Genomic DNA, 311 nt, shown 5'->3' with positions numbered 1-311 from the left:
AGACCCAGTCGCGCGGCTTGACGGAAGGCCACGGTCAACACGCCGTACACCGAGCGAACAAACGACAGGGCGTACTGTTCCTGCATCGGCCACAGCAACAGCTGGTCCAGCGAAGCACGGTCCAGGCCGGTCAACGGCAAGGCATTCAGTCGGGGGTGTAATTGGCAGCGCACGGCCGACTTGGCGCTGGCTTTGCGTTTGGTCGATAAACCACGGTCACGGGACATGCGCTCCAGGTACCACGTCAGCAGATCGCCGACCGTTTGGTAGCGGTTGACCGTCGAGCGTGCCCCCGGCTCGGCAGCCCGACG

1 pseudogene is annotated in these 311 nt (G+C 64.3%); it reads right to left on the bottom strand.

Annotated features, from left to right (window positions below):
* Nucleotides 1-311: pseudogene (locus BK665_RS34590) on the bottom strand (tyrosine-type recombinase/integrase); the annotation flags it as partial.

Origin of the sequence: Pseudomonas frederiksbergensis (assembly GCF_003732665.1) — a bacterium.
Lineage (GTDB): Bacteria > Pseudomonadota > Gammaproteobacteria > Pseudomonadales > Pseudomonadaceae > Aquipseudomonas > Aquipseudomonas frederiksbergensis_G.
The sequence above is the reverse complement of the archived record's forward strand: the minus strand, read 5'-3'. Positions and strand labels throughout refer to the sequence as shown.